The 22479-nt window shown below is 64.2% G+C and carries 20 protein-coding genes; 16 read left to right on the top strand and 4 right to left on the bottom strand.

Annotated features, from left to right (window positions below; genetic code table 11):
• Positions 1 to 7: 7 nt before the first annotated feature.
• The 3 genes from DDE20_RS00475 to DDE20_RS00465 all read right to left on the bottom strand — a co-directional run bounded on the left by DDE20_RS00475 (position 8) and on the right by DDE20_RS00465 (position 2646).
• Positions 8 to 610 carry a DedA family protein gene (locus DDE20_RS00475; protein WP_116556490.1) on the bottom strand — a complete coding sequence of 201 codons (603 nt, stop codon included), beginning with the start codon at positions 608 to 610 and terminating at the stop codon, positions 8 to 10.
• Positions 603 to 947 carry a hypothetical protein gene (locus DDE20_RS00470; protein ID WP_116556489.1) on the bottom strand — a complete coding sequence of 115 codons (345 nt, stop codon included), beginning with the start codon at positions 945 to 947 and terminating at the stop codon, positions 603 to 605. Before DDE20_RS00470 ends, DDE20_RS00475 begins: the two co-directional genes overlap by 8 nt.
• A 64-nt stretch (positions 948 to 1011) precedes the next feature.
• Positions 1012 to 2646, bottom strand: coding sequence for a hypothetical protein (locus DDE20_RS00465; protein WP_116556488.1), 1635 nt, complete (start codon positions 2644 to 2646; stop codon positions 1012 to 1014).
• 299 nt (positions 2647 to 2945) lie between these two features.
• On the opposite strand from DDE20_RS00465, the gene DDE20_RS00460 reads away from it, so the two are divergent.
• A complete protein-coding gene (locus tag DDE20_RS00460; RefSeq protein ID WP_116556487.1) occupies positions 2946 to 3389 on the top strand; it encodes a lipocalin/fatty-acid binding family protein in 444 nt (147 codons plus the stop codon).
• Between the two features lie 6 nt (positions 3390 to 3395).
• Here DDE20_RS00460 and DDE20_RS00455 read toward each other — a convergent pair whose 3' ends face one another.
• On the bottom strand, positions 3396 to 4136 hold the full coding sequence (locus DDE20_RS00455; protein ID WP_116556486.1) for an SDR family oxidoreductase: 741 nt from the start codon (positions 4134 to 4136) through the stop codon (positions 3396 to 3398).
• Between the two features lie 265 nt (positions 4137 to 4401).
• Here DDE20_RS00455 and DDE20_RS00450 point away from each other — a divergent pair, with 265 nt between their 5' ends.
• The 15 genes from DDE20_RS00450 to DDE20_RS00380 all read left to right on the top strand — a co-directional run bounded on the left by DDE20_RS00450 (position 4402) and on the right by DDE20_RS00380 (position 22405).
• Complete coding sequence (locus DDE20_RS00450) at positions 4402 to 4977, top strand: biotin transporter BioY (protein WP_116556485.1); 576 nt, start codon at positions 4402 to 4404, stop codon at positions 4975 to 4977.
• A gap of 120 nt (positions 4978 to 5097) precedes the next feature.
• Positions 5098 to 6282, top strand: a complete 1185-nt coding sequence (locus tag DDE20_RS00445; RefSeq protein WP_116556484.1) for a trans-sulfuration enzyme family protein — start codon at positions 5098 to 5100, stop codon at positions 6280 to 6282.
• Between the two features lie 315 nt (positions 6283 to 6597).
• Positions 6598 to 7839, top strand: a complete 1242-nt coding sequence (locus DDE20_RS00440) for an alpha/beta hydrolase family protein (protein WP_116556483.1) — start codon at positions 6598 to 6600, stop codon at positions 7837 to 7839.
• Complete coding sequence (locus tag DDE20_RS00435) at positions 7839 to 9230, top strand: cytochrome P450 (protein WP_240607792.1); 1392 nt, start codon at positions 7839 to 7841, stop codon at positions 9228 to 9230. The genes DDE20_RS00440 and DDE20_RS00435 overlap by 1 nt, the downstream gene beginning before the upstream one ends.
• A gap of 208 nt (positions 9231 to 9438) precedes the next feature.
• Positions 9439 to 10470, top strand: a complete 1032-nt coding sequence (locus tag DDE20_RS00430) for a TRAP transporter substrate-binding protein (RefSeq protein ID WP_116556482.1) — start codon at positions 9439 to 9441, stop codon at positions 10468 to 10470.
• A gap of 87 nt (positions 10471 to 10557) precedes the next feature.
• Positions 10558 to 11562: a TRAP transporter small permease subunit gene (locus tag DDE20_RS00425; protein WP_116556481.1), complete on the top strand. Its 1005-nt coding sequence runs from the start codon at positions 10558 to 10560 to the stop codon at positions 11560 to 11562.
• A gap of 13 nt (positions 11563 to 11575) precedes the next feature.
• Positions 11576 to 12961, top strand: coding sequence for a TRAP transporter large permease (locus DDE20_RS00420; protein WP_116556480.1), 1386 nt, complete (start codon positions 11576 to 11578; stop codon positions 12959 to 12961).
• Between the two features lie 79 nt (positions 12962 to 13040).
• The gene (locus DDE20_RS00415) at positions 13041 to 13634 is read left to right on the top strand and encodes a LysE family translocator (RefSeq protein WP_116557191.1); all 594 of its coding nucleotides are present in this window, start codon (positions 13041 to 13043) and stop codon (positions 13632 to 13634) included.
• A 362-nt stretch (positions 13635 to 13996) separates the two neighbouring features.
• Entirely contained in the window at positions 13997 to 15160 is a 1164-nt protein-coding gene (locus tag DDE20_RS00410; RefSeq protein ID WP_116556479.1) for an isovaleryl-CoA dehydrogenase, read from the top strand.
• 12 nt (positions 15161 to 15172) lie between these two features.
• Entirely contained in the window at positions 15173 to 15682 is a 510-nt protein-coding gene (locus DDE20_RS00405; RefSeq protein ID WP_240607791.1) for a lysozyme inhibitor LprI family protein, read from the top strand.
• A gap of 10 nt (positions 15683 to 15692) precedes the next feature.
• Positions 15693 to 17294, top strand: coding sequence for an AMP-binding protein (locus tag DDE20_RS00400; RefSeq protein ID WP_116556478.1), 1602 nt, complete (start codon positions 15693 to 15695; stop codon positions 17292 to 17294).
• A gap of 85 nt (positions 17295 to 17379) precedes the next feature.
• Complete coding sequence (locus DDE20_RS00395) at positions 17380 to 18984, top strand: carboxyl transferase domain-containing protein (RefSeq protein WP_116556477.1); 1605 nt, start codon at positions 17380 to 17382, stop codon at positions 18982 to 18984.
• Positions 18985 to 19032: 48 nt separating this feature from the next.
• Positions 19033 to 19452, top strand: a complete 420-nt coding sequence (locus DDE20_RS00390) for an ASCH domain-containing protein (RefSeq protein ID WP_116556476.1) — start codon at positions 19033 to 19035, stop codon at positions 19450 to 19452.
• 155 nt (positions 19453 to 19607) lie between these two features.
• Positions 19608 to 21548, top strand: coding sequence for an acetyl/propionyl/methylcrotonyl-CoA carboxylase subunit alpha (locus DDE20_RS00385; protein ID WP_116556475.1), 1941 nt, complete (start codon positions 19608 to 19610; stop codon positions 21546 to 21548).
• A gap of 8 nt (positions 21549 to 21556) precedes the next feature.
• The gene (locus DDE20_RS00380) at positions 21557 to 22405 is read left to right on the top strand and encodes a ferritin-like domain-containing protein (protein WP_116556474.1); all 849 of its coding nucleotides are present in this window, start codon (positions 21557 to 21559) and stop codon (positions 22403 to 22405) included.
• The last annotated feature ends 74 nt before the right edge of the window (positions 22406 to 22479 follow it).

Below are 22479 nucleotides of genomic sequence, written 5' to 3'. Positions count from 1 at the left end.
GCCGGTTCTACTCCGCCGCGGCCTGCGCCCGTCGCCGCCGCCACAGCGCGACGCCCAGACCGATGGTGAGCAGCAGCGATGTCGCCAAGCCGGTGACGTTCCCCAGCAACGAGGCGACCTGCGCCAATTGCCCGCCCGCGGCATAGCCAAGCCCGACATAGACGCCGACCCAGACCAGCTCACCCGCGATGCTGCTGAGGGTGAAAACCAGCCAAGCCATGCGCGAGCCACCGGCGAGGAAATTCACATAGGGACCGAGCGGGCTGAACAGCCAGCGGCTCAGAAACACCGCCATCCCGCCGCGCGCATGGATTGAGGCACGGGCGCGCAGCAAGACGGCGGCGCGGGCCTCGCTTTGCGACAACCAGCCCTCGATTGCGCCCAATCCCACACGGCCCAATTGATAGCCCATCTGATCGCCCAACACCGCCCCGCCCAAAGCCGCCAGCGCCAATGTCGCCAGTTCCAGATCGCCCGAGGCGGCAAAAGCGCCCGCCGTCAGCATCATCAGTGACGAGGGCACCGGCAGCGCAAGGCAGGACAGAAAGGTGACCAGCCCCAGCGCGATTGCGCCCCATTCGCTGACCAAAGCAAACAGCCAGTCAGTCACGTCTGGCCTCGCGGTGGTGCTCGATCACCGCCATGATTTCAGTGACCAGCGTATCCAGCGGAATGCCGCGATCCTCGGCGATATGCTCCAATGTGCGGCGGCGGCGCGGCATCGACGCCAGATCCAGCGCGTCGATCAACACATCGCGCGGTATCTCCCATGAGCGCGCGACATAGCCGACCGGCATCCAGCCGGCGGGCGTCTGGTCGATTTTGCTGGGATCGTTCCAATAGATCGCGCCCATAATCAGGCGCACGGCGAAAAACAGGGTCAGCGCGAGGGCCGAGGCAAACCCCGCGCGCACCAGCCAGCGTGATATGGGGGAGGGACGGGACATGCCGCTGCCTTTGCCAGTTTCAACGCCCCAGACTAGCGCAGCGGCGCGGCGCTGCAAAGCCGGATCAACCGCGCGGGATCAGCCGGATGAAGGGCACGCCGGAGGGGCGGTGGACGGTGAGCATCTCGAAAGTGAAATGACGCAACTCGTCCTTGACGTCTTCGGCGAGGAACGAGGCCAGAAGGAAGGTGCGGATGTCCTCGGAGGTCCAGCTTTCGGCGCCTTCGGGCACGCGCAGATATTCATAGGACGAGAGCACCTCGAACCCCTCGGCATGGGATTCGCGTAGCAGGCGTCCGGCGCGCAGGGCCTCAAGGCTTTGGGCGTCACCGGCAAAAACGAAGCCGTGGCGCACGGGGAAATCAAAGGTGAAATTGAGCATCCCGTCGCCGAATTCGAGCAGGCGGATCTCGGGGTCTGCGGCAATCAGGCGGTCTTGAAGGTCGCTGCGGTCGAGCCAGAAATCGCGTTGCGCGGGGCGCAGGCGGTCGGTCATCAAGTCGCTGCTCCACAGGCTGGCATGGAGCAGCGTTACCGTGGCCAGAACCAGCGTGGCAATCACCCTGCCGCCGCGCCGCAGACGCCGCACCGCAGGCGCCAGCATGATCGCCGCGCCGAGGGTCATCATCAGCATGGCCACGGCGAAATACCACGGCGCCTGATGCCAGTAATTGACCGCGCCGATATTGTAGATCGTCTTGATCACAATGCCGCCGCAGATACCGGCGAGGATCGGTGCCCAAAGGGCTTGGGCGTTGCGGCGCAGGATATGGACCAGAAAACCCACGGCAAAGGCGGCGGGGATGATCAATTCAACCACCCGAAAGGCGCCGCCTGCCAAGCCGGCTCGGTCAGCGGTGTAGTTGGTTAACCCCTCGCGCAACTCGATCATCGGCGCAAAGAACGTGGCCAGCGTGACCCAAGCATTGGCGACCAGCGCGCCCGAGCCCTTCGCCGCGCCGCTGACTGGCGCCAGCATGCCGGTGGTCCAGAGGCTCCAGCCGACGAACAGCGCGAGGCCGATGGCGGTGGGCAGGGAAATCAGCGCACCGGCAGTGATCCGCTCGGCATAGGGGCGGCTGGGCCAGAGCGCCACGGTCACCGCCATACAGGCAGGAATGAACAACTCATCGAGCCGCGTCAGCACCAAGAACGCGAGGATTATGCCGATGGTTAACCATGTCGGGTTGCGGCGCCGGGCGTTGAGGCCCGAGGTCAGATAGGCCAGCAGAGCAGCGATGAAAAACGCCAGCCCCGCCTCCATGCCGCTGAAAAACCCCCAGACGGGCAGATTGCGCAGCGCTTGGCCGATGGTGAGATAATAGACCCCCGGCACCGCGAGCATCGCCAACAGCCATGAGCCGGTGAAGCGCCGGATGGCAAAGCCCAGCAGCAGGACGCCGCCGAGGGTGAAGGCAATCGCACCGTAGGCGGTGGCGGCTATCGCTTGCAATGGCGTGGCGCTGAGCGCGGTGGCGGCGCGCACAAAGACCTGCCACAGCGGGTGGAAACCGTTGGTCGGGCGCAATCCGTCGAAACTCATCGTCAGACCCGAAGAGGATTGCCCGATGCCCAGATAGAGATAGGCGTCGCCTGCGAGAAACCAGAAGGGCGTCAGCGCGCCGTGGTTCCACGCCACCACCAGCACCGGCAAGAGGGTGACGAGACTGGCGTAGAGGATAAAGGCAACGGCCCGCATGCAACGACCTCCGATACAACGCAACACGCCCGTGGCCGCGCTGGCGCGGTTTGGGCGCGGGGATGCTAGCGTGTTTTGGGTGTTTTGGCAGGTGGTTAATTGGTTAACGAATTGTTTCTCGCAGCTTGGGGGCGTAGCGGCGCGGGGGATCCTTCTGGACAGCGGCGCGAATCCAAGGCAGCATTGGCGGATGAGGGCCGCCGTTGTCGAGCCCTCTGCGCGCTCTATGGCGCCGCCAGCCAGCCCCCTGAGCCAAGATCCGTGAAGGCAGTTCTATGTGTGTTTTCAGACCAGTATTTGTGGCTCTTTTGGTTGTTGCCCTCTGGGTGGCGCCACAGGCCGAGGCGCAGAACTGGCGGTTGGAGCCGACCTTTGGCTCGATCGCGCTGCGCTCGGGATTTGTGCCCGATCCGCATCGGCATCGGGTGATTGCGGGCGGCGACAATCACTTTCTGGGCAGCGAGGATTGCCGCTTTGGCGGTTGGTTCGCCAGCCCGCCGGATTACCGGCTGATCTATGAGGCGGGGCGGTTTCCGACCCTGACCCTGACCGTGGATGCGCCCGGTGATACGATGCTGCTGGTCAATGACCCGCATTCACGCTGGTATTGCAACGATGATCACGACGGGCGCAACCCGTTGATCCGTTTTGCAAATCCGCCGACCGGCCAATATGATATCTGGGTCGGCACCTATAACCGCTCGAATGTGCGCAATGCGGTGATTTACATTTCCGAGCGCTAGGCAGGCTTAGGGCAGATCGAGTTCGGCAATGATCCGCGAGGCTTCGGCGCTGCATTTGGTCAAGGCTCCGGTGTCCTCTCCTGGGAAGAACCTTGCGCGGGTGGCAGTGGGCATCGGCGCCGGTGTCGCGATGCTGATCCGGGGCGCGCCCGAGGCGGAAAGACCGGCATTCTCGGCGGCCCAAGCGCGGGCGAGGGCGATCTGGCCGGATTTTGCCGCCGCATAGGCGCCGTAGAATTTATGCACGCCAGCGGCGCCATCCTGCCAGCCCGCATCGTCAAAGAACACCGCTTGGCCTTGTTTGCTCAGGCGCAGAAGCGGCTCGATCATCGGGATCAATGTGCCGGTGGCGCGCAGGGTGATAGCCAGTGTTTTGTCCCAATCCTTGGCTGCGATATGCCCCGCGGGCGAGAGCGGCGGCACATGCACCGCGGTATGCGCCCAGAGATCGACACGGCCAAAGCGCTGGAACAGCGAGGCGCAGATCTGCCGCATCGCGTCGTCCTTGGTGATATCGACCGGCACCAATGTCGCCGAACCACCGGCGGATTGGATGCGGTCGTCAAGTTCTTCGAGCGCGCCGATGGTGCGGGCGAGGGCGATGATATGCCAACCCTGCGCCGCCAAAGCCTCGGCCAGCGCCGCGCCCAAGCCGCGCGAGGCGCCGGTGATCAGGGCGACCTTCTGGGCCGACTGCGACGTGCCGGTCTCGGCGGATGATTCGGAGGGGTGCGGGTTCTGCGTCATGGCGCGCTGATGCCACCGGCGCGCGCGGGTTTCAAGACAGGGCGCGATTGTGACGCAGGCAGGGAGCGGGCGAGTAGAGGCGGTTTGAAGGCGGGGTTTCACGGCAAAAGTTGCGCTTTGCAATCTTTGCAAACCGCGCGGCTTTGCAACTCACTGGATTTGCAAACCGGCCCGCGTAATCCTGCGGAATTGCGTCAGAGTGCTTGACGTGTCGCCATGCTGCACAGATAACGAGGCAGTGAAATTCAGAACGGGAGGCCCTGCAATGGCCCAATCTCAGACACTTGTTCAAGCTACGGTCGGCGCGCAGTCGGTCCTTGGCAAAGCGATGATCGTCGCGGCGGGCTCGGTGTTGATCGCGCTTGGTGCGCAGATCAGCGTACCGATGCTGCCGGTGCCGATGACCTTGCAAACCCTGGCCGTGGTGCTGGTCGGATTGACCGCAGGCTCGCGTCTGGGCGCGGGCGCGGTGCTGGCCTATCTGGCCGAGGGCGCGATGGGCCTGCCGGTCTTTGCCGGTGGTGGCGCAGGTTTCGCCTGGTTGATGGGGCCGACCGCTGGCTTCCTGTTCGGCTTTGTCGCACTGGCCTTTGCCGCTGGTCTCTTGGCCGAACGCGGCGTTGCGCGCGGCTTTATCGGCACTTTCATCGGTGTCGCGGTGATCTCGGCGCTCTTGTATGTGCCGGGCGTGCTCTGGCTGACCGCGATCACGCCGCTCAGCTTTGGCGGTGCCGCGCAGGCGGGCATGGTGCCCTTCCTGCTGGGTGATGTGGTTAAAGCCGCGGTTGCCGCGCTGATCGTCACCGGCGCCTGGACCGCGCTGAAATCGCGCCGCGGATAACGCCCAAGCGCTTTTGAACCAGTTGGAAACCCCCGGATGCAACGGCGCCCGGGGGTTTTTCTTTGACTTGCGGGCAGGGCGTGCGCGTGTCAGAAATTCCGCATTGTCACAGGAGGCCCCATGTCCGAGACGCCGAAATCCCTGATCCGCCGCACCCCTTGGCCGCCAAGCGCCTCGCGCCCGGTGGTGACGCCGCTGCAGCCCTCGGTGGTCTATGCCTCGCCCGATCCCGACACGCTGGATAGCCAATACGAGGGGGTCAATCCGGGCTATACCTATGCGCGCGAAGGCCATCCCAACGCCGATGTTCTGGCGCAAAAGATCGACATGCTCGAGGGCGCCGAGGGCGGGATAGTCACCGGCTCGGGCATGGCGGCGGTTACGGCGGCGCTGCTTGGCGTGTTGAAAGCGGGCGATCATGTGCTGGGCGGCGATCAGCTATATGGGCGGTCACTGCGGCTGTTGTCGCAGGACCTGCCGCGGCTTGGGATTTCGGCCTCGATGGCGGACCCGACCGATGCGGCGGGATTCGCCGCGGCGATCCGGCCCGAGACGCGGATGATCCTGCTTGAGGTGGTCTCGAATCCGACGCTGCGGGTGGCGGATATTGCGGGCATCGCGCAGATCGCCCGAGAGCGCGGCGTGCTCTTGGCGATCGACAACACCTTCACTACGCCGCGCGGCTTCCGGCCCTTCGAGCATGGCGCGGATATCGTGATCCATTCGGTGACCAAAATACTTGCCGGCCATTCCGATGCGACCTTGGGCTATGTCGCGGCACAAGACCCCGAGCTGCGCCGTATGATCTATGATTTCGCCGTGACCACCGGCATGACCGCCAGCCCGTTTGACTGCTGGCTGGCCGAGCGCGGGCTCTATTCCTTCGAGTTGCGCTATGACCGTGCCGAGGAGAATGCCGCGCTGTTGGCGGATCATCTCGCGGGATTGCCGGGGGTGACGCGAGTGCTGTATCCGACGCAGCGCGATCATCCCGATCACAACCGCGCGGTCTCGCTGCTGGGAGAGCGTGGCGGGCATATGGTGTCCTTCGAGATTGCCGGTGGGCGCGCGGCGGCGAATGCGCTGACCCGCGCGGCGCCCGCGATCGCCTTTGCGCCGACGCTGGGCGATATCGGCACCACGCTTTCGCACCCGGCCTCTTCGTCGCACCGTGCCTTGGGTGTCGAGGCACGAGAGGCTCTGGGCATCAGCGAGGGGTTCTTTCGCGTGTCGGTCGGGGTGGAGGATATCGCGTTGTTGAAGGCGGAATTTGCCGCCGCCATCGCCGCCTCGCAACAGCTTTGACGCGAGCCGCGCATTGCCAGACCGCGGGATGGCGACCTGAGGGGTGGACGGCGCGCTTTATGGTGCGTTCAACCTCCATGATATGACCGGAACACCCAGCATCACCAAATCGCCAGCCCCGTGGGCGGTCTGGCGATGCGCGGCGGCTTCGCCTTGATTCCGCGCGGTAACTGATAGATGCGCGTGGGGCAATTTCTGCTAGACCGGTCCAAGTGAGCCAAATGCCAGCTCGCCACCGACCACAACCCACTTCCCAATTCCCCTGATCCCGCCTAGGTTTACGCTGCAATTCCCCAGCGAAAGGCGCGGCAACTGATGAGCGGGCAGGCCCAAACCGAGGTGCGCAAGCGGCGGGTGTTTTATATCCCCGGTTTCGACCCGTTCCCGCCGCGCCGCTACCGTGAGCTCTACCGCAAAGAGGGCGCCGCGCAGGCGGAGATTTCGGGCTATGCATTGTCGCTCTCGCCGCAGCCCCCGGGCGCCGAGAGCTACGGCTGGCACGTGCAATCCCAGATCGACGGGCACGAGAGCGAGGCGCATATAACGGTGCTGGTCTGGGCCGATATCGTGCAGGCTTCGATGCAGCGCGGGGTGCTGGGCGCTTATTGGTTAATGCTGCGCTCGCTGTGGATTTTTGGCTCGACCGGCGCGCTCTGGGCGATGATCCGCCTGCGCCCGGGGCCGATGCTGGCGGGGGCATGGCCGGTGAGCATCCTGACCGGACAGTTGCTTGTGGCGCTCCTGCTGGCGTGGTTAATTGGCTGGGGCGTCGCGGCGCTCTGGCCCTTAGCGGGCGGCACCGCACTGGGATGGGCGGTCGGCGCGGCGGTGGTCTATGCCATTTTGCGGCTGTTCCAGCGCTTCGACGCGAAGCTCTACGCCTATTATCTGCTCTATGATTTCTCGCATACCGCCGCCTATTACGGTGACTATGGCGCGCCCTTAACCGCGCGGTTGAGCATATTTGCTGCGCAGATCCGTGAAGCCCTGAATGAGGGTGCCGACGAGGTGTTGGTGGTCGGCCATTCCTCGGGGGCGGCACTGGCGGTCTCGGTGGTGGCCGAGGTTCTGGCGCAAGACCTGCCCGAGGGCGCGCCGCCCTTGGCGCTGTTAACCCTCGGCGAGGCGATCCCGATGCAAAGCTTTCTGCCGCGCGCCACTCGGTTGCGCGGGGATCTGCGGGCGCTGTCGGACAGCGATGTGATCACATGGGTGGATGTCACCGCCAAGGGCGATGGCTGTTGCTTTAATCTCTGCGATCCGGTGGCGGTGAGTGGCGTGGCCTCGGCGCAGCAACGCTGGCCCTTGGTGCTCTCGGCGGCTTTCAGTCTCAGCCTGCAGCCCGAGACTTGGGCACGTCTGCGAAGACGGTTTTTCAAACTGCATTTTCAGTATCTTGCCGCCTTCGATGCGCCGCGCGATTATGATTATTTCCAGATCACCGCAGGCCCGAAAACCTTGAAAACGCGCTATGCGGGGCGGGCGCATTCGCCAAGCCGGATCACCCGCGCGCGTTCGCCGCACCGTGATCTGCCACCAGTGGCGGAGCGTGGTTAATGCCCGACAAACCGTTGATCATCCCGCCGAAACCACCGTCGCGCGCCGAAGGGTTCGGGCTGCTGCGTTATATCAAAGCCTTCCGCCGCGATATTCTCTCGGCCAATCCGGCGCGGCTGTATCGCGCGAAAATGGCCGAGTTTCGCATGCCCTTCCTGCATACATTCTTGGTAAACGAGCCGCCGCTCTGGCGCCATGTCCTGACCAAAGCGCCGCAGGATTTTCCCAAATCGCCACGCTTTGCCGCCGGATTGGAGCCTTTGCTGGGGCGGGGTGTGTTCCTGACCAATGGCGCGGAATGGGAGCGCCAGCGCCGGATTATTGATCCGGCTTTTGAGGGCGGGCGGTTGCGCGACAGCTTTCCTGCGATGCTGGCGGTGGCGCAGGCGACGGTGGCGCGGTTGCAGCCATTGGCGACGGGGCGGCCGGTCGAGATCGAGGCGCAGATGAGCCACGCGACCGCGGATGTGATCTTTCGGGCGCTGTTTTCCATGCCGATCGAGGATGCGACGGCCAGCGCGGTGTTCTCGGAGTTCCGCGCCTTTCAGGGCACCCAACCGCTGCTCAATCTCGCCGCTTTTGCGCCGCTCCCGCGCTGGATGCCACGGTTTCACCGGCGCGCGACCAAACGCGCGGCGCGGCGGATCAGGGCGCTGACCGCCGAACTGGTTGCAGCGCGCCGTGAGGCGATTGCCGAGGGGTGCGCGCCCGATGATCTGGCGACGAAAATCATGACCACGCCGGACCCGGAAACTGGTCAGAGTTTTGACAACGCCGAAATGGTCGATCAGGTGGCGGTTTTCTTTCTGGCGGGGCATGAAACCTCGGCCTCGGCGCTGGGATGGGCGCTCTATGTGCTGGCGCTCGACCCTGACACGCAGGCGCAACTGGCCGAAGAGGCGGCGCGGGAACTTGGCGACAACCCCGACTTCGCCAGCGTCTCGCGTCTGAAACTGGCGCGTGATGTGTTCCGCGAGGCGCTGCGTCTTTACCCGCCGGTGCCGATGATGGTGCGCGAGGCGAGCTGTCCTGCGGTCTTCCGCGGGCGTGAGGTGCCAAAGGGCGCGCAGGCGGTGATCAGCCCGTGGTACTTGGGCCGCCACGAGGCGCATTGGCAAAATCCGGACGCGTTTTGCCCCGCGCGATGGGCCACGCCCGAGGGGCGGGCAGCGGCGCGCGAGGCATTCTTGCCCTTCTCGGCGGGCCCTCGGGTCTGCCCCGGGGCGGGGTTCGCGATGATCGAGGGGCCGCTGATTTTGGCGGTGCTGGCGCGCGCGTTTCACTTCGCGCCGGAGCCGTCGCGGGTGCCGGAACCGGTGGCGCATTTGACCGTGCGGGCCAAGGCGGGTATCTGGTTGAATATTAGTCCTAGAGTCACAAAAACAAACTAAAATTACCCGATCGTCATTTTTTCTTGGACAAATTGGTAAGATCATTTTACCCCTTTGCCCCTGGGAGGGAGTCTCTATCGCCTGAGACCCGCCGTTTTTCCGGTGGATTTGGGCGCTGAAGGGCCTTGCCTGAATGCGAAAAATCGCGCGGTGAGACATGTGCCGGGGGGATGCCGGTGGATCAATCGCCGTTCACAGGGAGAGAAACATGAAGAAAATTCTAACCACCACCGCCTTGGTGGCCGCGATGGCGGCTGGCGGCGCTTCGGCGCAGCAAACCTGGAACATGCAGTCGACCTATTCCGGCTCATTGCCGCAATTGGGCACGCTGGGCCAGCGGATTGCCGACCAGATCACCGCGCTCAGCGCTGGCGAGATCACCATCACCTTCCAGAACCCCGGCGGCGTTGTGCCCGCGCTGGAAGTCTTCGACGCGGTCGGTTCGGGCGCGGTCGAGGCAGGTTGGTCGACGCCGGGCTATTGGGCGGGCCGCGTGCCGGCGCTGCAACTCTTGGCCGCTGTGCCCTTCGGACCGCGTGCGGGTGAGTATCTGGCCTGGCTGAAATTCGGCGGCGGCGAAGAGTTTCTTGAGGAGCTTTACGAGCCGCATAACATCAAATCGATCATCTGCGGGATCATCGCGCCCGAGGCCTCGGGCTGGTTCCGCGAAGAGATCAGCACTGTGGATGACCTGCGCGGGTTGTCGATGCGCTTCTTTGGTCTGGGCGCCAAAGTGATGGAGCGGATGGGCGTTTCGACCCAGCTTCTGGCCGGTGGCGATATCTTCCCGGCGCTGGAACTGGGCACGATTGACGCGACCGAATTCTCGATGCCGGCAATTGACCTCAATCTGGGCTTTTATCAGGTCGCCAGCCATTATTATTTCCCCGGTTGGCACCAGCAATCGACCTTCTTTGACCTGATGATCAACCTTGATCTCTGGGAAGGGCTGGACGAGACCACGCAGTTGATGATCGAGACGGTCTGCGACGCGAATATCACCTATGGTCTGGCCGAGGGCGAGGCGATTCAGGTGGAAGCGCTGCGCACGCTGGAAGAAGAGCACGGGGTCAATATCCACCGCTGGTCGGCGGAATCGCTGGCCTCGCTGGAAGCCGCCTGGGACGAGGTCGCCGCCGAACTGGTTGCCGAGGACGAGGATTTCGCCCGCGTCTACGAGAGCTACACCTCCTTCCGCGAGGGCTACAGCCGCTGGAGCGATCTGGCCTATCTCGAGTGATCCTCTGACGCTTGATTTTGCGGGGCATTCCGAATCTCGGGATGCCCCTTTTCCCGTTATACCCAAGACCAAAGGACAGAAACGGCCATGGGCACGATACTGTCAATTCTGACGATAACGGCGGCGGCTGTGATTATCGTCGTCGATCCGACCTCGATGCTGGTATTCTATGCGCTCGGGGTGATTGTCGCCTCGCATATCGGCGCCTTGTTGCTGCGCGCCGGACCGGGCTGGTTCATGGCGGCGACGCTGCTGGGCTGGGCGTCGATCATGATTTCGACCCCGCTGGCGCTGACCGTCTCGCAGCTGAACCGTTTGCGCCGGGTGGTGCGCCGTGAGCGTGACGGCTGGGAAGAGGCCGAGGCGACGCTGGAATTCTTTGAGCCACTGGTCAATTTCGCCACCCCGTTGCTGATTGCCGCGACGGTGTTTTTCGCAGTGATGGTGGGGCTGGCGCTGGCCCGCGCGACGCAGGGCGGGCACCGCTATATGCTGGATGCGGCCAACGGCTTGGCGCGCGCCTGTGTGCGGGTCGGGGTGGTGGCGACGGTGCTCTATATCCCGATGATCCTGATCATCCTGTATGATGTGGCGCAGCGTAAATATCTGGGCTGGGCGCCGGATTTCACCAGCACCGAATGGTATCGGGTTTTCTCGTCGACCAAGCTGCAAGAGATGCAATGGCATCTACATGCGGTGCTGTTTTTGATGGCGCTCGGCTATGGCTATGTGAAGGACGCGCATGTGCGGATCGAGTTGGTCCGCGAGACCCTGCGTAGCCGCACGCGGGCATGGATCGAGCTACTGGGCGCGGTGCTGTTCATGGTGCCCTACTGCTATGTGGTGATCAAATACGGCAACGAGAACGCGCTGCGGGCGTTCCATATCGGCGAGGGCTCGGACGCCCTGACCGGATTGGATTACCGCTTTATCATCAAGGGCTTCCTGCCTGTCGGCTTCGTCTTTGTCGCGCTGGCCGGCCTGTCGGCGGCGCTGAAATCCGTTGTTTACCTCTTTGGCCCCGCCAGCATGCGCGCGGAAGCCGGAGATTATGCAGGCGAGGCCCCGGTGGCCACGTCCGCCGAAGCCTGATCGGGGACTATTGATGGCAATTTTCATCCACTACATGCCGCTGATCATGTTCGGCGTGCTCGCCGTGGTGTTGTTCACCGGCTATCCCGTGGCCTTCATTCTGGGCGGTATCTCGCTCCTCTTCGCGGTGCTTGGCGATTGGAGCGGGGTGTTCAGGCTTGACCAGATCCAGCTGGTGCCGTTGCGGATTTACGGCGGCACTATGGCCAGTCTGGTGCTGGTGGCGATCCCGATGTTTACCTTCATGGGCACGATGCTGGAGAAATCCGGCGTCGCGACCGACCTGCTGGAGGCGCTGCAAGTGATGCTGCGCCGCGTGCCGGGGGGGCTGGCGCTGTCGGTGACGCTGATGGGCACGATCATGGCGGCGACGACGGGCATTATCGGTGCTTCGGTGGTGATGATGACGCTGATGGCGCTGCCGGTGATGCTCAAGGCCAATTACTCGGTGCCGCTGGCCACCGGAACGATTGCCGCCTCGGGCACGCTGGGCATCCTGATCCCGCCGTCGATCATGCTGGTGATCATGTCGGACCTCTTGTCGGTGCCGGTGGGCACGGTGTTTATCGCCGCGGTGGTGCCCGGTTTCCTGCTGGCGGGGCTGTATACGGTCTATATCCTGCTCTTGTGCCGCTGGAAGCCGCATCTGGCGCCGCCAATGTCCGAGGATGCCGGCCCGTCGACGCGCGGCGAGTTCTGGCGGATGGTGCTGCGTTCCTTCCTGCCGCCGATTGCGCTGATCGTGGCAGTTCTGGGCTCGATTTTCGCCGGAATCGCCACGCCGACCGAGGCCTCGGGCGTGGGCGCTGCGGGCTCGGTGGTGCTGGCCTGGTTCAACGGACGGCTGACCTGGGCGACGATGAAAGACGTCTGCCAGCGCTCGGCCCTGACCGGTGCGATGCTGTTCGGGATTTTCGTTGGCGCGACGGCGTTTTCCTTTGTGTTCAAAGGGGTGGGCGGCGAGGATTTGATCATCGAGTTCATCCAGAATTCCTCGGCCGGGCCGTGGTCGATCCTGTTTGTGCTGATGGCGATGGTCTTTGCGCTGGGGTTCTTTTTTGACTGGATCGAGATCACCCTGATCGTGCTGCCGATCTTTGCGCCGATTGTGGCGCTACTGGATTTTGGCGGCCATATCGGGGTTTGGGACGGGGTCAGCAATCCGATTGTGATCTGGTTTTTGATTTTGGTCGCGGTCAACCTGCAGACCTCGTTCCTGACCCCGCCCTTCGGGTTCGCGCTGTTCTATCTGAAGGGCGTGGCGCCGCCCGAGGTGAAGATACAGCAGATCTATAAGGGCATCATTCCCTTTGTCGGGCTGCAGGTTTTCGGGCTGTTTCTCTGCGTGGTCTTTCCCGCGCTGGTGCTGTGGTTGCCGAGCTGGGCGCTTGGCGGCTAAAGAGGCCGGGTAGTGACCCCAGCGGGCGGTGGAATGCCGCCCGCTTGCCTTTTCTCCCCTGCCGATGGACCGCGCCGCGATGTTCTTTGATCCTTTGCTTTATGGTTTCGTGTTTCTGGGCCTGTTCACGCCCGGCCCGAATGTCATCATGTTGACCTCCTCGGGCGCGCGATTCGGCTTTGCCCGCAGCCTGCCGCATCTCTTTGGCGTGGTGCTCGGCGTTGGCATCACCGCGGCGGTGACCTCGATGGGCGTCGGCGCCATTGTCACCGCCTCGCCATGGGTCAATCTGGCACTGAAGACTGGCGCGGGGGCGTTCATCCTGTGGATGGCATGGGGGCTGTGGAAAGCCTCGGCCAAGCCGCGCGCCGCCGCCGATCCCGACGCGCGCCCGCTGTCATTCTGGGCGGCGGTGTTGTTTCAATGGATCAACCCGAAAGTCTGGGCGGTGGCCTTTGCTGCCTCGGCGGGCTACGGCGCGGCGCAGGCGATGTGGTTCGAGGCGCTGCGGCTGGGGGTAGCGTTTTCCAGCGTCAACCTGATGGTGCTGTTGTTCTGGACCGCGGCGGGCAGCCTGTTGACGGCGCTTTTGGAGCATGCGCTGGCCTGGAAGATTTTCCTGCGGGTGATGGCGGTGTTGCTGGCCCTCTCGACGCTGTTGGTGTTCCGCTAGGCCCTGCTGCCTTTGCCTAATGCGCTAAGGGTCGCGCCCGATCCTGGGTGGGCGCCGGTCGTTGTGAGCAGCAGCACGCGCTTACAAGCATCCATGTGGTCCGAGCAATGTAGGTCTTCGCCAATGCGCCCTCCCGGGGGGAGGGTCGGGCGCGGCCCGTGATGGCCACGGGCGCAACAGGTCGTCGCGCGCTCGGCGCGCGAATTTGCCTCCGGCGGGGATATTTGTGGCATAAAGTTGGGGCGAGAAAAATGACGTGGGGTCGTTTAGGATGGGATTCGAAATGAATTGACCGGAAATGCACTGCGCGGTAGTTATTGAACGAGCGTTCAATTCCTGTGGCGCGCTGATGAGGAGGGGCTATGTTCAACGCATCCATGAAATTCGATCTGGGCGAAGATGTTAACGCGCTGCGCGACACGGTGCACCGCTGGGCGCAGGAGCGGGTGCGCCCCTTGGCGCAGGAGATTGACGCGACGAACGAATTTCCCGCCGCGCTCTGGCGCGAGATGGGCGATCTGGGGCTGTTGGGCATCACTGTGGCGGAAGAATACGGCGGCGCCGAGATGGGCTATCTGGCGCATGCGGTGGCGGTGGAAGAGATCGCGCGGGCCTCGGCCTCGGTCAGCCTGTCTTACGGCGCGCATTCCAATCTTTGCGTCAACCAGATCAAATTGAATGGCAGCGCTGAGCAAAAGGCGAAATACCTGCCGAAACTGGTCTCGGGTGAGCATGTCGGCGCTTTGGCGATGTCCGAGGCGGGGGCGGGTTCGGATGTGGTTTCGATGAGCCTGCGGGCCGAGAAGCGCAACGACCGCTTTGTGCTCAATGGCACCAAATATTGGATCACCAACGGGCCGGACGCCGACACTCTGGTGGTCTATGCGAAAACCGATCCCGAGGCCGGATCGCGCGGCATCACCGCGTTTTTGATCGAGAAATCGATGGCGGGTTTCTCGACCTCCAAGCATTTTGACAAACTGGGCATGCGCGGTTCGAACACCGCCGAACTGGTGTTCGAGGATGTCGAAGTGCCCTTTGAGAATATCCTCGGCGAAGAGGGCAAGGGCGTGCGGGTGTTGATGTCCGGCCTCGACTACGAGCGCGTGGTGCTGGCCGCGATCGGGCCGGGGATCATCGCCGCCTGTCTCGACGAGATCATGCCCTATATGGCCGAGCGCAAGCAATTCGGCCAACCGATCGGGAATTTCCAGCTTATGCAGGGGAAAATGGCCGATATGTATACCGCGATGAACTCGGCGCGGGCCTATGTCTATGAGGTCGCCAAGGCCTGTGACCGTGGCGAGGTCACCCGTCAGGATGCGGCGGCCTGCTGTCTGTATGCCAGCGAACAGGCGATGGTGCAGGCGCATCAGGCGGTGCAGGCGATGGGCGGCGCGGGCTATCTGAATGACAATCCGGTCGGGCGCTTGTTCCGCGATGCCAAGCTGATGGAGATCGGCGCCGGCACCTCGGAGATCCGCCGGATGCTGGTCGGGCGCGAGATGATGGGAGCGATGGCGTAACAGGAGGCAGCGATGACCACTTTGGCGGGACGGATGCGGCGGCTGCTGCTGGCGGCGACGATGGCGAGTGTCGGTGCGGCGGCGCAGGCGCAGACGGTGGATTTCGATCCTGCGGTGGCGCAAAGCTGCCTTGACCGCGGCGATGCGGGCGCCTGTATCGGGCTGGCGGCGGATCACTGTATGCTGGTGACGCCGGGCGGTGGCTCGACCGCGGGCATGGGGTTTTGCCTGCGCGCCGAGCTGGACTGGTGGGACGCGGCGCTGAACACCGCCTATCGGCAGATGGTGGCGCAGGCGCGGCGGATTGACGCCTCGGAGGGCGGCACGCCGGACCGGCCCTCGGATATCGAGGCTCTGCGGGCGATGCAGCGGGCGTGGATCGCTTACCGTGATGCCACGTGCAGCTATGAAGAGCTGCAATGGTGGGGCGGGACCGGCGCGCATGGGGCGGGGCTGTCCTGTCGATTGCAACTGACCGCCGCGCAGACCCTGCGTTTGCGGGCGATGATTTACCACGAATGAATGACCGCGAATGATTGGCCATAACAGATTGGTCTTTGGGGGGGCAGGTTTGACGATTTTGACTGTGCATACGCGCGATACCGGCGCTGCGGGCGAGATCCCCGAGCATTTGAATATGGCGCGGCAAGCTTGTTTCGACTGGCTGGCCACGCCCGAGCGGCTGGCGATTACCGACCTGTCGGAGGGCGCGCGGCGCGATATTTCTTACGGAGAACTGGCGCGGATGACCTCGGCGCTGGCCAATCATCTGGCCGGTCTCGGCGTTTCCCGCGGCGACCGTGTGGCGGTGCTGCGCGCGCAGGACCCCTGGACCGCCGCCGCGCATCTGGCGATCTGGTCGCTGGGCGCGGTCAGCCTGCCGTTGTTCAAGCTGTTTGGCCCCGATGCGCTGTCGGTGCGGCTGGCGGATAGCGGCGCGCAGCAGGTGATCTGCGATGCCGAGGGTGCGCAGATGGTGCAGGCGCTGGAGGGCGGCACTTGGCAGACGCTTATTCCCGACGATTTGCCGCTGCATACCTATGATTTCCTGCCGGTGAACACGGCATCAGAGGATCCGGCGGTGCTGATCTATACCTCGGGCACCACCGGTGCGCCGAAGGGGGCGCTACATGCGCACCGCGTGCTCAGCGGCCATATTCCGGGCGTGGTGATGAGCCATGACGGGCTTGGCCAAAGCGGCGATGCGATCTGGTCACCGGCGGATTGGGCGTGGATCGGCGGGCTGTTTGACGTGCTGATGCCGGGGCTGGCGCTTGGCGTGCCGGTGATCGCCGCGCGGTTGCCGAAATTCACCGCCGAAGCCGCGCGCGAGGTGATTCGCGCGGGCAATGTGCGCAATGTGTTCTTCCCGCCGACCGCTTTGAAGATGCTCAAAGCCGCCGATATGGCGCTGCCGGGACTGCGTTCGGTCGCCTCGGGCGGGGAGCCTCTGGGTGCCGAGATGCTCGACTGGGGGCAACGCGCCTTTGGTCTGTCGATCAATGAATTCTACGGCCAGACCGAGTGCAATATGATCGTCTCCAGCGCCGCATCGCAGTTCCCCGCACGACCGGGCTGCATTGGCAAACCGGTGCCGGGCCATGAGCTGGCGATCCTCGGGCCCGACGGGCCGCTGGCTGAGGGCGAAGAGGGCGATATCGCGGTCAGACGCGGCTCGCCTTCGATGATGCTGGGCTATTGGAACCGCCCCGAGGAAACGGCGGCGAAATTCCGCGAGGTCTCGGGCGAGACTTGGTTGATCACCGGCGATCGCGGCCAATGGGAAGACGGCTATATCCGCTTTGTCGGGCGCGATGATGATGTGATCACAAGTGCCGGCTACCGCATTGGCCCCTCGGAAATCGAGGACTGCCTGCTGCGCCACCCCGCCGTGGCCATGGCCGCGGTGATCGGCGTGCCCGACCCCGAGCGCACCGAGCGGGTGCGCGCCTATGTGGTGCTCAAAGACGGGATGCAGGCCAGTGAGGGTGAGCTGAAAACCCACGTCCGCACCCGCGTCAGCGCCCATCTGGTGCCGCGCGAGGTGTTTTTCGAGACCACGCTGCCAATGACCGTCACCGGCAAGATCATCCGCAAAGACCTCAAACGCCGCGCCGTCGAGGAGGGGGCATGACCTCGGGTTCTGTGCCTATTCTGCTGGCCTGCGCATATTGCGGCAGGCCCCACATATATTCCGCTATCGTCAAGAGGAGCCTCTCATGCGGCTGACGTCGTCCATCCTGACCAATTCCGAGACCTTCAAGGCCAATGAGGCGGCGCATCTCGAGGCGCTGGCGCAGGCGCGCGAGGCGGCTGAGCGGGCCAGCCTTGGCGGCGGTGAGAAATCGCGGGCGCGGCATTTGAGCCGTGGCAAGATGCTGCCCCGTGACCGCGTTGCCAATTTGCTGGATCCGGGCACCCCGTTTCTGGAAATCGGCGCCACCGCCGCGCATGACATGTATGAGGGCGCTGCCCCCGGGGCCGGTCTGATCGCGGGGATCGGGCGGGTGATGGGCCATGACGTGATGGTGGTCTGCAATGACGCCACCGTCAAAGGCGGCACCTATTACCCGATGACCGTCAAGAAACATCTGCGCGCGCAGGAAATCGCCGCCGAGAACCACTTGCCCTGCGTCTATCTGGTCGACAGCGGCGGTGCGAACCTGCCGCAACAGGACGAGGTGTTCCCTGACCGCGAGCATTTCGGGCGTATTTTCTACAATCAGGCGAATATGTCGGCGGCGGGCATTCCGCAGATCGCGGTGGTGATGGGCTCCTGCACCGCGGGCGGCGCCTATATGCCGGCGATGTCGGATGTGACGATCATCGTCAAGGAACAGGGCACGATCTTTCTGGCCGGTCCGCCCTTGGTCAAAGCCGCCACTGGCGAGGTGGTCAGCGCCGAGGATCTCGGCGGCGGTGATGTGCACACGCGGCTTTCGGGTGTGGCCGATTATCTGGCCGAGGATGACACCCACGCATTGGCCCTCGCGCGCCGTGCAATCAGCCATCTCAACCGGCGCAAGCCCGAGACTGTGCAGTGGCAAAGCCCCGAAGAACCGGCCTATGATCCGGATGAAATTCTCGGCACGGTGCCCGCCAGCCTGCGCACGCCCTACGACATCCGCGAGGTGATCGCGCGCACCGTTGACGGCTCGCGCTTTGACGAGTTCAAACCGCGGTTTGGCGAGACTTTGGTCACCGGTTTTGCCCATGTCAAAGGCTGTCCGGTCGGCATTGTCGCCAATAACGGCGTCTTGTTCTCCGAGGCGGCGGTGAAGGGCGCGCATTTCATCGAGCTGTGCAGCCAGCGCAAGATCCCCTTGGTTTTCCTGCAAAATATCACCGGCTTCATGGTTGGGCGCAAATATGAAAACGAGGGCATCGCGCGCCACGGCGCCAAGATGGTGACCGCCGTGGCCTCGACCTCGGTGCCGAAAATCACCCTGCTGGTCGGCGGCTCGTTTGGCGCCGGCAACTACGGGATGGCGGGGCGCGCCTATCAGCCGCGTTTCCTGTGGACATGGCCCAACAGCCGCATTTCGGTGATGGGCGGCGAACAGGCGGCGGGGGTGCTGGCCACGGTCAAACGCGACGGCATCGAGCGCGGCGGCGGCACATGGTCGGCCGAGGAAGAGGCGGAGTTCAAACGCCCCACGCTGGAGATGTTCGAGCACCAGTCGCACCCGCTTTACGCCTCGGCGCGGCTCTGGGATGACGGGATCATCGACCCGCGCAAGACCCGCGATGTGCTCGCACTCTCGCTTTCGGCCTCGCTGAATGCGCCGATCGAGGACACGCGGTTCGGCGTGTTCCGCATGTGACGCGCATATCCATGACACCAGACCGCAACGCATAGGGAAGGGCGCAAAATGGCCAAACAGACCCTGCAACAGATCATCGACGCGAACCCCGAGGCGGAGACCTTCCGCTTTGGCGACAGCGCGGCATTATGCAACCAGATCCTCGCGCTGGTCCGCTCGGGCGCGAAAACCGCCACCTGCGAGGCGCTGAGCGTCTATACCGAAGGCGAGGATGCCTATCCGGAAGTCGGGCGCCGCGATGTGGCGCTGAATTGGGATGGCACGCCCGCGGTGATGATCGAGACCATTGAGGTGACCACCCGCCGGTTTGACGAGATGGACGCGGAATTTACCGCCGCGCAGGGCCAGTTCCGCGATCTTGAGGACTGGCGCAAAAGCTACAGCGCCTATTTCAGCAAACACGGTCAATTCGCCCCCGATATGATGCTGATGTGCGAACGCTTCCGCGTCGTCGAGGATTACGCCTGACCCTTTGGGGGCCGTTCACCCGCGTCGCCTTCATCATCTGTCCAAGAAGTATCCCGGGGTCGTCATGGATTGCGCCATTGGTTCGAGCAAACATGACGACGGCGCGGAGCGCCTCGGGGGTAGAACCCCCTCCGACCTCACCAAGGAGAGCACGAATGTTTCGAAAAATCCTGATCGCCAACCGCGGTGAAATCGCCTGCCGCGTCATCCTCTCGGCGCAGGCCATGGGGGTGCGCACCGTTGCGGTGTATTCCGACGCCGACGCCGATGCGCGCCATGTCGCGCTGGCCGATGAGGCGGTGCATATCGGCGGCCCGCGTCCGGCGGACAGCTACCTCAAGGGTGCGCGGATCATCGAGGCGGCGCTGGCCACCGGCGCGCAGGCGATCCATCCGGGCTTCGGGTTTCTGTCCGAGAACCCCGATTTCGTTGATGCGGTGACCAAGGCGGGGCTGGTGTTCATTGGCCCCTCGGCCGAAGCGATCCGCGCCATGGGCCTCAAGGATGCCGCGAAAGCGCTGATGGAAAAGGCCGGTGTGCCAGTGGTGCCGGGTTATCAGGGGGAAAATCAGGAAACCGCGCATCTGGCACGGGCGGCGCAGGACATCGGCTATCCGGTGTTGATCAAAGCGGTGGCAGGCGGCGGCGGCAAGGGCATGCGGCTGGTCGAGGATCCCAAGGATTTTGCTGAGGCGCTGGCTTCGGCGCAGGGCGAGGCCGCGACCGCCTTTGGCAATGCCAATGTGTTGATCGAGAAATACATCCAGCGCCCCCGGCATATCGAGGTGCAGGTGTTTGGCGATGGCACCAAGGCGGTGCATCTGTTCGAGCGTGACTGCTCGCTGCAGCGCCGCCACCAGAAGGTGATCGAGGAAGCCCCCGCGCCGGGCATGACCGAAGAGATGCGCGCGGCCATGGGGCAGGCGGCGGTGCGCGCCGCCGAGGCAATCGGCTACGCCGGTGCCGGAACGGTGGAATTCATCGTTGACGGTTCCGAGGGGCTGCGCACCGACGGGTTCTGGTTCATGGAGATGAACACCCGCCTGCAGGTCGAACATCCGGTGACCGAGGCGATCACCGGCGTTGATCTGGTCGAATGGCAATTGCGCGTCGCCGCCGGTGAGGCTCTGCCCGCGCGGCAAGAGGATTTGTCGATCACCGGCCATGCCTTTGAAGCGCGGCTTTACGCCGAGGATGTGCCCGCCGGTTTCCTGCCCGCCACCGGCACCCTGCATCATCTGGCGTTCCCCGAGTTCGCGCGCATCGACAGCGGCGTGCGTCAGGGCGATACGATCAGCCCGTGGTATGATCCGATGATCGCCAAAGTCGTCACCTATGGGCCGACCCGTTCGGTGGCATTGGCGCGGCTCGAAGCGGCGCTCGCGGCGACGCAGGTGGCGGGCTCGGTGACCAATCTGGATTTTCTGGGCGCTCTGACCCGCCATGAAGGCTTTGCGCGCGGCGAGGTCGACACCGGTTTGATCGCCCGTGATTACGACGCGCTCACCGCGCAGCCCGAAGTGCCCATGGCCAGCGTGGCACTGGCGGCTTTGGCGGCGGTTCCGGCGGCGGGGGCAGGGGAGGCAGGCTCGGACGCAGGCTTTACCCTCTGGGCGCCGCTGTCGCAAAGCGTGGCGCTCGAACACGGCGAGACGCTTTATGACTGCCGCGTGGCGCGCAGTGACAAGGGCTGGGACGTGCGGGTCAATGACACCGACATGGAGGCCGAATGGCGCGCGGGCGCGTGGTGGATCGACGGCGCGCGCGCGCAGGGCGAGGCGCTGCAGGTCGGCGCCGGCATCTCGGTGTTCGGCGCGGTGACGGTGCATTTCACGCGGCCCGATCCTCTGGCGGTCGAGGCTGGCGCGGGCGCCTCGGCGGGGCTGGTGCTGGCGCCAATGCCGGGGCTGGTGAAAGCGGTGTTTGTGCAAGCCGGTGAGCATGTCGAGAAGGGCGCGCGATTGGCGGTTCTGGAGGCGATGAAAATGGAGCATACGCTGACCGCAGGGCGCGATGGCACGGTCGAAGATGTGCTGGCCAAGGCCGGTGATCAGGTCGAGGCCGGTGCCGCGCTGATCACGCTGGCGGACGAATAGGCTGCGATATGAGCGACTTACCTGAGACGCTGGCGGGCTGCGCTGATGCCATTCTGCGCACCGCCGACGGGCGCGCGAAAACCGCGCTGTCGAAACGCTGCGCCGCGGCGTGGTTTGCCAGCCGCGAGGCCGGAACCCCGATGCCGATCGGGCAGGGCAACCCGCCCGATGCCCCCGCACGACCGGATACGCCCGCACTCATGGAACCCCGCGACATGCCGCGCCGCCGCCCCGGCAGTCCGTCAGGACGTATCGCGCTGTTGCATGCGGTGGCGCATATCGAATTGAACGCGGTTGACCTGCATTGGGACATCATCAGCCGTTTCTCGGACGTTAAATTGCCCATGGGCTTCTATGACGACTGGGTCAAAGCCGCCGAGGAAGAATCCAAGCATTTCAACCTGATGTGCGACAATCTCGAGAGCCTCGGCAGCCATTACGGCGCGCTGCCTGCGCATGCCTTCATGTGGCGTGCGGCCTCGGATACGGCTTCGGATTTCTTGGGCCGTCTGGCGGTGGTGCCGATGGTCTTGGAGGCGCGCGGGCTGGATGTGACGCCGGGCATGATCGAGATTTTCCGCAAGGCCGAGCTGCCCGAAGCGGTGGCGGCGCTGGAAGTGATCTATGCCGAGGAGGTCAGCCATGTCGCTTACGGCTCGAAATGGTTCCACTTTCTCTGCGGACGCCATGACCTTGACCCGAAAGACACCTTCCACGCGCTGGTGCGCAAATATTTCCACGGTGCGCTGAAGCCACCGTTCAACGAGGAGAAACGCGCCGAGGCCGGTATTCCGCCCGATTTCTACTGGCCGCTGACCGAGGCCGAACCCGCTCCACCCAAGGGCGCGCGCGACTGATCCCCGAGCGCCTCGAACCGCTGACGCGGCGAGTCGCGGCGGCTAAACCCCCGAAATCACGTCAATACAGGCGG

Source organism: Pararhodobacter oceanensis, from assembly GCF_003076755.1.
Classification (GTDB): Bacteria; Pseudomonadota; Alphaproteobacteria; order Rhodobacterales; family Rhodobacteraceae; genus Pararhodobacter; species Pararhodobacter oceanensis.
This window is presented reverse-complemented; position numbering and strand designations above follow the sequence as displayed.

Coding starts and splice junctions, on each gene's coding strand:
- DDE20_RS00470 (WP_116556489.1), bottom strand. CDS start 947: ATGTCCCGTCCCTCCCCCATATCACGCTGGCTGGTGCGCGCGGGGTTT.
- DDE20_RS00465 (WP_116556488.1), bottom strand. CDS start 2,646: ATGCGGGCCGTTGCCTTTATCCTCTACGCCAGTCTCGTCACCCTCTTG.
- DDE20_RS00455 (WP_116556486.1), bottom strand. CDS start 4,136: ATGACGCAGAACCCGCACCCCTCCGAATCATCCGCCGAGACCGGCACG.
- DDE20_RS00450 (WP_116556485.1), top strand. CDS start 4,402: ATGGCCCAATCTCAGACACTTGTTCAAGCTACGGTCGGCGCGCAGTCG.
- DDE20_RS00445 (WP_116556484.1), top strand. CDS start 5,098: ATGTCCGAGACGCCGAAATCCCTGATCCGCCGCACCCCTTGGCCGCCA.
- DDE20_RS00440 (WP_116556483.1), top strand. CDS start 6,598: ATGAGCGGGCAGGCCCAAACCGAGGTGCGCAAGCGGCGGGTGTTTTAT.
- DDE20_RS00435 (WP_240607792.1), top strand. CDS start 7,839: ATGCCCGACAAACCGTTGATCATCCCGCCGAAACCACCGTCGCGCGCC.
- DDE20_RS00430 (WP_116556482.1), top strand. CDS start 9,439: ATGAAGAAAATTCTAACCACCACCGCCTTGGTGGCCGCGATGGCGGCT.
- DDE20_RS00425 (WP_116556481.1), top strand. CDS start 10,558: ATGGGCACGATACTGTCAATTCTGACGATAACGGCGGCGGCTGTGATT.
- DDE20_RS00420 (WP_116556480.1), top strand. CDS start 11,576: ATGGCAATTTTCATCCACTACATGCCGCTGATCATGTTCGGCGTGCTC.
- DDE20_RS00415 (WP_116557191.1), top strand. CDS start 13,041: ATGTTCTTTGATCCTTTGCTTTATGGTTTCGTGTTTCTGGGCCTGTTC.
- DDE20_RS00410 (WP_116556479.1), top strand. CDS start 13,997: ATGTTCAACGCATCCATGAAATTCGATCTGGGCGAAGATGTTAACGCG.
- DDE20_RS00405 (WP_240607791.1), top strand. CDS start 15,173: ATGACCACTTTGGCGGGACGGATGCGGCGGCTGCTGCTGGCGGCGACG.
- DDE20_RS00400 (WP_116556478.1), top strand. CDS start 15,693: ATGATTGGCCATAACAGATTGGTCTTTGGGGGGGCAGGTTTGACGATT.
- DDE20_RS00395 (WP_116556477.1), top strand. CDS start 17,380: ATGCGGCTGACGTCGTCCATCCTGACCAATTCCGAGACCTTCAAGGCC.
- DDE20_RS00390 (WP_116556476.1), top strand. CDS start 19,033: ATGGCCAAACAGACCCTGCAACAGATCATCGACGCGAACCCCGAGGCG.
- DDE20_RS00385 (WP_116556475.1), top strand. CDS start 19,608: ATGTTTCGAAAAATCCTGATCGCCAACCGCGGTGAAATCGCCTGCCGC.
- DDE20_RS00380 (WP_116556474.1), top strand. CDS start 21,557: ATGAGCGACTTACCTGAGACGCTGGCGGGCTGCGCTGATGCCATTCTG.